Source organism: Flavobacterium sp. (assembly GCF_049590715.1).
In the GTDB taxonomy this organism is placed as follows: domain Bacteria; phylum Bacteroidota; class Bacteroidia; order Flavobacteriales; family Flavobacteriaceae; genus Flavobacterium.
Genome location: NZ_JBAWDL010000014.1, coordinates 1 through 7,116, shown reverse-complemented (window position 1 = coordinate 7,116; position 7,116 = coordinate 1). Strand labels below are relative to the sequence as shown.

Here is a 7,116-nt window from a genome sequence, read left to right as displayed (position 1 = left end):
CGAATATAATTTAGAAACAAATCATCCATTCTATTCATATAAAATCAAACGTTTTTTAACTGACATTGCTTTAGGAATGATGCCATCGAAAGTTTGGACTGGAGAATTAGATGCAACTGGTGGTTATTTGGTTGTGAAAGAAAATGGAGAAGTTTTGTGTTATCATATTTACAACCGAAATGAATTTGAAGATTATTTATTTACAAATACAAAGTTAGAAACCGCAAGTAGCACAAGACACGAATTTGGAAAAATTTATGAAGAAAACGGACAAATATATTTCAAACTGAACTTACAGATACGTTTTAAATAATACCGAAAAAAAAAAGGGCGAAGGCATAATCGAGTAGACGGCTCCGCTAGAAACTAACGGAGTGCGCCTCTCACACCACCGAGCGTACGGGTCACGTACTCGGCGGTTCGCAAAATGATGGGTTAAGTTCGATGTAAACATCGGTTAAGGATTGATAGCCTTTTTGTCTTAGGCGTTTCAAAGTAATGGTTGAACCTAAAATAGGACTCTGTGCAATTGCCCAACCGCCTTTGCGAGTACGACTAAATGCATAAGCATGGTCTTGGTTAATTCCCAATCGAATCAGGTTTTTCCTTTTCCTTTCAGGTTTAGCTCATGCGTTTATATTGTTTTTTTGGTATTCGTGTTTTCCGCTACGCTTCAAATCTTCCAATCCGTCCAAATGCAATAGCGCAGTACAAATTTCAGTTTGCGCTTTGTCATTTCTTTATCCAACTCATGGAGCAGAATATTAGACAACAACGGACTTGCCCCTCCCGCCTGCTGGCTCGTTCGCTAAAAATGTCCACTGGACATTTTCTTAACGCACCGTCCTCTTGCGGAACGCCTTTTCTGCGTTTTTGTAGTTTACCGTTAATTTGTATCGGTACTCGCAACCATTTACGTATTAAGCGCAAGGTGGTTTTGCATTTCACTTTTTGATACACCAAATTCAATAGTAAACAATGGTCTAATTAAAATTAAACAGAATCCTTCAAAGTAGCTTCTAAATCTGTATACTGAAACTGAAATCCTAATTGCTCTATTTTTGCTGAAGACACTTTTTGGCCCGCTAAAATAATAACAGCAAGCTCACCAAGAAACATCCGAATTAAAAAAGCAGGAACGGGAGGCAACCAAATTTTATATCCCACAACCTTTGCTAAAGTTTTTGAAAAAACACGGTTTGTTGTATTGTCCTGTATTGCGGCATTATAAGCGCCATTCATTTGCTCATTTGTTACTGCTTCAAGATAAATAGCACATAAATCATCGATATGAATCCAAGGCATGTATTGGTTTCCAGACCCTATGACCGAACCTAATTTCCATTGGAACAAAGGCAATAATTTGTTTAAAAAACCACCATTTCCTAAAACCAATCCTGTACGCACTTTTACAATTCGGGTGGCAAAAGGAAGTACTTCATCAGCAACTGCTTCCCATTGTTGACAAACTGTTCCTAGAAAATCATTTGCAAGAGGACTATCTTCTATATTCACTTGAGAACTATTATAAGCCCCGTAAATTCCTATTCCTGATGCTGTAATAAAAGCATCAAGCTTTTTGTTGTATTTCTTTAAAACTGCTTTGATGAGCTTCACGGGAACTACCCTACTATCTAAAATTGCTTTTTTTCTTGCTTTCGTCCAGCGTTTCCCTGCAATATTCTCACCCGCTAGATGAATGATACAATCCGCATATAAAACCGCTTCTTCATCCATCGTACCTTTTTCAATATCCCAACAATAATAGAATAATGATTCTTGATTTGACTTTTTAGTTCTACTTAAAATACTCACTGAAAATCCTTTCTCAATTAGTAAACGTGCCAAATTTTGACCTACAAAACCTGTTCCTCCTGTAATTAAGATATTTTTTTTCATCTGAATTATTTTTAATTTTTACTTAACAATTCCTGCTTTGTAAGTGGTTATCGCTCGATCACGAGCAAAAGCATGCTCGACCATGGGAACTTCATAACCTAGGTCGAACTCAGGAATCCATTTCCGAATGTAAATTTCTTTTTCGTCAAACTTTTTCAATTGGATTTCGGGATTAAAAACCCTAAAATAAGGTGCCGCATCGCAACCTGTTCCAGCGGCCCATTGCCAATTTCCAACATTGGCAGACAAATCATAATCTAATAATTTCTGAGCAAAATATGCTTCGCCCCATTGCCAACTAATCAGTAAATGTTTACACAAAAAACTTGCCACCACCATGCGCACTCGATTGTGCATATAGCCCGTAGCATTTAATTCGCGCATACCAGCATCTACCATCGGATAACCTGTGTTTCCAGAACACCAACGCTCAAATTCTGCTTCATTATTTCGCCACTGAATACCATCGTAGGACGACTTAAAATTATGCGTTACCACCTTTGGAAAATGAAATAGAATTTGCATAAAAAATTCACGCCAAATCAATTCGCTCAAAAAAACAGCATTCGTTTTCGAACTCCAATTAACTAATTTACGAATACTTACCGTGCCAAAACGCAAATGCGGTGATAAATAGGAAGTAGTATCCAAGGCAGGAAAATCACGGGTTTCGTGATACGTTTTTATTTGGGTTAAATTATTTGGCTTGACTTTTATGCTGTTTTCTTCAAAACCTATATCTTGTATAGAAGGTAAAACAAAATCACTTTTGTGAAAATTGGAATAATATTCTGCTGTATTATACTCCAACAAAGGGCACTGCATCCTGAACTTTTCTAACCATTTATTTTTATAAGGTGTGTAAACCGTATAAGGCAAACCGTCGGCTTTAGTGATTTCGTTTTCTTCAAAAATGACTTGGTCTTTGTGCCAATAAAAAGAAATTCCGTTATTTCTTAAAAGTGTGGCTATCGTTTGATCGCGTTGTATAGCATAGGGTTCGTAATCCTTATTCGAATAAACTTCTTGTACATCGAATTCTATTATCAATTGCGCCCAAACTCTGGATGTTGTTCCTTTTTTAACTAAAAGCGAACTTCCTATGGCATTTAATTCAGAGTTAATTTGTGCCAATGTATCATAGATAAAACCAACACGAGCATCATTTTTAGGCAAATTTTCGAGAATGGCATCATCAAAAATAAAAAGAGGAATAACTGGAAATGATGATTGCAAGGCATGAAACAATCCCACATTATCCTCCAAACGCAAATCGCGTCGGAACCAAAAAACAGTCACTTTCTGTTTACTCATAGTTACGAATTAAAAATTTCGTTTACCCTTTTTTCTCTGTGTTCAAAAATAGTTTTCAGTTTGGATTTCACCACCATTGTATTCATTATCCGACCCAAAATTCCAAATGGCAAAGCATAATGAACAATATCTGTCATTTTTACACCATTTTCTGTGGCTTCAAAAAAATGTTTGTGATGCCAAAATGCATAAGGCCCAAAACGCTGTTCGTCTATAAAATAACTTTTGTCAACTACAGTCGTAATTTCCGTTACCCAAGGTAATTTTATTCCCAAGAATGGACTTATCTTATACTGAATAATTTGCCCTGAATACATCGATTTTCCATCATAATCTGTGATGAAAAATCCAATATTATCGGGAGTCATTTTTTGTAAATTCAACGGACTTGAGAAAAAAGACCAACATTCCTCTATAGTCGCATTTACATATTGTACGGTTTCTTTTTTATATAGCTTCATTCTTTTTAGATTTTTTCATTAAAACTAAAGTCATCAATAACATCGAAAAAGCATATCCTACATCTTCCACAGGAATGGTTCCTAGCCTAATTCCTAAATTCTCAGCATTATTGTAATACACTACAGGTTCATCAATAAAACTCCCTGTTAAGATGCCATTTACAATAGCAAACGGAATCAAAATGATCAAAAAAGTGATAAAAAAAGTATTCAAAACGTTGGGAACCTTAAAGACAGTGTAAGTCAATAATAAAAGTAACAAGCTATAATTGACCGCCGTGTACCATTTGTCAAAATTCAAAATAAGAACAGGTAAAACAACTATCACAATTACCCAATACATTCGTTTTACCGTTTTGTCAGAAAGACTAACATTGGGTAAAAAATAATGAAAGGCAAAATGAATAAACAAACTCGCATACGGAATACATATAAAAAACAACCATTCCTCGATAGGTAAATCAAAAAACTCAATCCCTGAATGATACCTTGGATTGAAATGCCAAACTCCTATTTTAGTAAAAAATATATCCCAAATGATAAAAAAAGCAGCTGTAGTCAATAAAGCCGGAAAGAGTACTTTCCATCGTTTGTTATAGTGCATCCGCTTTTCAAAACTGTACAAAAACGGAATGATAAACGAGGCGAGGTTTAGGATGAGATAAAGTGACATTTTATTAAGGTTCTAAGGTTCTGAGGAGCTAAGTGACTAAGAATATTGGTGGATTAGTTTATTGTTTTTATAAAGATTATTTTGAGGACTTTTAAAGTAAAATACTAAAAAATTAGTTCCTTAGATCCTTAGTAACTTGAATTCTTAGGACCTTTGATAAAATACTTAAAAGGCACAAACAACATCCCGAAACATTCTCCTTCTTCTTTCCCTAAATGCTTGTGGTGTACTTTATGTGCTTTTCGGAGTCCTATCAAGTATTTATTCTTGGTGTTTTTAAACCATTTAAACCGTTGGTGAATCAAAACATCGTGGATCATAAAATAGCCAAAACCGTAAATGGTAATTCCTAGACCTATAAAAAACAAATAATTAAAATTGGCTTCAGCCCCAAAATAAAATAGCAAAATACTGGGAATAGCAAAAATAACAAAGAATACATCATTTCGTTCAAAGACATTGGTATATTTGGGTTGGTGATGATCCTCATGAAAATACCACATAAATCCATGCATCACATATTTGTGAGTTAACCAAGTAACACATTCCATCAATAAAAAGACTCCGAGGGTTATAAAGAAATAAATCATAATTACACTAACTTTAATTTGTAAGACACAAAGGATTTTGCTAACAATCCAAACTTGGTATAATTAGAAACTCTTATTCTGCTGTTTCCTATTTGGTTTGAAGGTGTGTGTTCTAGTTTGTGTAATAATTTTTTATAATACACATAAGCTGTATAAACGCCAAATTTCGCTTCCATAGGCAACTTAACGATCCCTTGATAAGCAATCTTAAAATCTTCCTCTATTTCATCAATAATCACTCTTTTTGATTTTTCATCAAATGATTTCAAATCGACTCCAGGGAAATAATTCCGATTTAAAACCAAATTGTCCTCTTTCAAATCCCGTAAAAAATTTACTTTTTGAAAGGCTGATCCCAATCGCATAGCCTCTGCTTTGAGTTGGTTGTATTTCTCTTCTTTTCCTTTCACAAAAATTTTCAAACACATCAAACCCACCACATCGGCAGAACCATAGATGTATTCATTATATTCTTCTTGACTATCATAGTTTTGTTTAACCAAATCTAATTTCATGCTTTTCATAAAAGCCTGAACGAGATCATCCGTAATATGGTATTCTTTGACAGTATGTTGAAACGAATTCAAAATGGGATTCAAACTTATACCAGCTTCATACGCTTTATAATACTCTTTTTCAAAATCATTGATTAAGTATTCCTTTTCATATCCATGAAAAGAATCTACAATTTCATCGGCAAAACGTACAAAACCATAGATGCTATAAATGGCATCACGAATACTTGGCGACAACATATAAACTGCCAATGAGAATGAAGTACTGTAATTTTTAGTAACCAGCTTACTGCATTTAAACGATACGGTATCAAATAATTGTTTCATAATTTAGGATGCTAAAAATTGTTTATTAATTAATTCTGAAACCAATTTCCCTGAGATTAAGGCAGGTGGTACTCCAGGACCAGGAACGGTTAATTGTCCTGTAAAATATAAATTATTCACTTTTTTACTTTTCAATTTAGGTCGCAAAAAAGCCGTTTGCAATAAGGTATTTGCCATTCCATAAGCATTCCCTTTGTATGAGTTGTATTCAGATACAAAATCGTTTTTGCAAAATGATTTTTTATATACGATATTCTCTTTTACCTTTTGACCAGTAATGCTTTCAAATCGGTGTATGATTTTATCAAAATATTGCTCTCTCAATTCCTCAGTATCGTTAATGCCAGGTGCTAGCGGAATCAAGAAAAACCCTGATTCCATTCCTTCAGGCGCAGCGGTTTTATCGGTGATGGATGGAAAATTAGCATAAAACAACGGTTCTGCTGGCCATTGAGGTTCGTCATAAATATCCTTAGCATGTTGCTCAAAATCTACATCGAAGAATAATGCATGATGCGAAACATTTTTTATTTTTTTATTAAAACCCACATAAAATAATAACGAAGAAGGAGCAAATACTCTACTATCCCAATATTTTTCAGAATAAACCCTATATTCTTTATCCAAAAGCGTTTCGGTATGATGATAATCTGCGCCACTTAAAACGATATCTGACTCGATTCGCGCTCCATTTACTATAATCGCTTTGGCCGTTTTATTTTCGATAATAATTTTTTCGATATTCGAATGGGTTTTGAAAACAACACCTAATTCGGTTGCTAAACTTTCCATTGCTCTCACCACATCAAACATTCCTGTTTTAGGATGCCAAGTTCCTAAACCAAAGTCGGCATAATTCATAAAACTATAAAACGACGGTGTATCAGAAGGTTTTGCACCTAAAAACAACACTGGAAATTCTAAAATTTGAATCAATTTTTTATTCTTGAACTTTTTTCGAACATCTTTACTGATGGTGCTAAAAAACTGTCCTAATTTTTTAGTCGTTTCTACCGTAATCAATTCTAAAGGAGAAACCCCAGGACGATAGACCAAATCTTTGATGGCAATGTCATAATTGCTTTTGGCATCAGCCATAAAATCACGTAACTGTTTCCCACTCCCCTTTTCTATAGCTTCAAAAGTAGCTTCGATTGTATCTATATTATCAGCAATTGAAACAAAATCATTCATACCATAATATACGTTATAGGCTGGAGAAAGTTTTACCAAATCATAATAATCCGTCGTTTTCTTGCCAAAATCAGCAAAAAAACGTTCAAAAACATCCGGCATCCAATACCAACTAGGTCCCATATCAAAAGTAAACCCATCTG

The 7,116-nt window shown here is 34.5% G+C and carries 8 protein-coding genes and 1 pseudogene; 1 reads left to right on the top strand and 8 read right to left on the bottom strand.

Annotated elements, in window-relative coordinates:
* Window positions 1–313, top strand: a 313-nt coding sequence (locus WBQ70_RS00785) for an HpaII family restriction endonuclease (RefSeq protein WP_423909205.1), incomplete at its 5' end; no start/stop codon positions are given.
* 91 nt (window positions 314–404) lie between these two features.
* On the opposite strand, the pseudogene WBQ70_RS00780 reads toward WBQ70_RS00785, so the two are convergent.
* The 8 genes and pseudogenes from WBQ70_RS00780 to WBQ70_RS00745 form a co-directional block, all read right to left on the bottom strand.
* Window positions 405–987: pseudogene (locus tag WBQ70_RS00780) on the bottom strand (hypothetical protein); the annotation flags it as partial.
* A gap of 6 nt (window positions 988–993) precedes the next feature.
* Entirely contained in the window at window positions 994–1,899 is a 906-nt protein-coding gene (locus tag WBQ70_RS00775; protein ID WP_423909203.1) for a TIGR01777 family oxidoreductase, read from the bottom strand.
* An 18-nt stretch (window positions 1,900–1,917) separates the two neighbouring features.
* A complete protein-coding gene (locus WBQ70_RS00770) occupies window positions 1,918–3,213 on the bottom strand; it encodes a cryptochrome/photolyase family protein (RefSeq protein ID WP_423909200.1) in 1,296 nt (431 codons plus the stop codon).
* A gap of 2 nt (window positions 3,214–3,215) precedes the next feature.
* On the bottom strand, window positions 3,216–3,674 hold the full coding sequence (locus tag WBQ70_RS00765; protein ID WP_423909198.1) for an SRPBCC family protein: 459 nt from the start codon (window positions 3,672–3,674) through the stop codon (window positions 3,216–3,218).
* On the bottom strand, window positions 3,661–4,347 hold the full coding sequence (locus tag WBQ70_RS00760) for a lycopene cyclase domain-containing protein (RefSeq protein ID WP_423909195.1): 687 nt from the start codon (window positions 4,345–4,347) through the stop codon (window positions 3,661–3,663). The genes WBQ70_RS00765 and WBQ70_RS00760 overlap by 14 nt, the downstream gene beginning before the upstream one ends.
* A gap of 128 nt (window positions 4,348–4,475) precedes the next feature.
* The gene (locus WBQ70_RS00755; RefSeq protein ID WP_423909192.1) at window positions 4,476–4,937 is read right to left on the bottom strand and encodes a sterol desaturase family protein; all 462 of its coding nucleotides are present in this window, start codon (window positions 4,935–4,937) and stop codon (window positions 4,476–4,478) included.
* A 2-nt stretch (window positions 4,938–4,939) separates the two neighbouring features.
* Entirely contained in the window at window positions 4,940–5,779 is an 840-nt protein-coding gene (locus WBQ70_RS00750; RefSeq protein ID WP_423909189.1) for a phytoene/squalene synthase family protein, read from the bottom strand.
* Window positions 5,780–5,782: 3 nt separating this feature from the next.
* Window positions 5,783–7,116: phytoene desaturase family protein (locus WBQ70_RS00745; RefSeq protein ID WP_423909186.1), on the bottom strand; the 1,334-nt coding region annotated here is incomplete at its 5' end.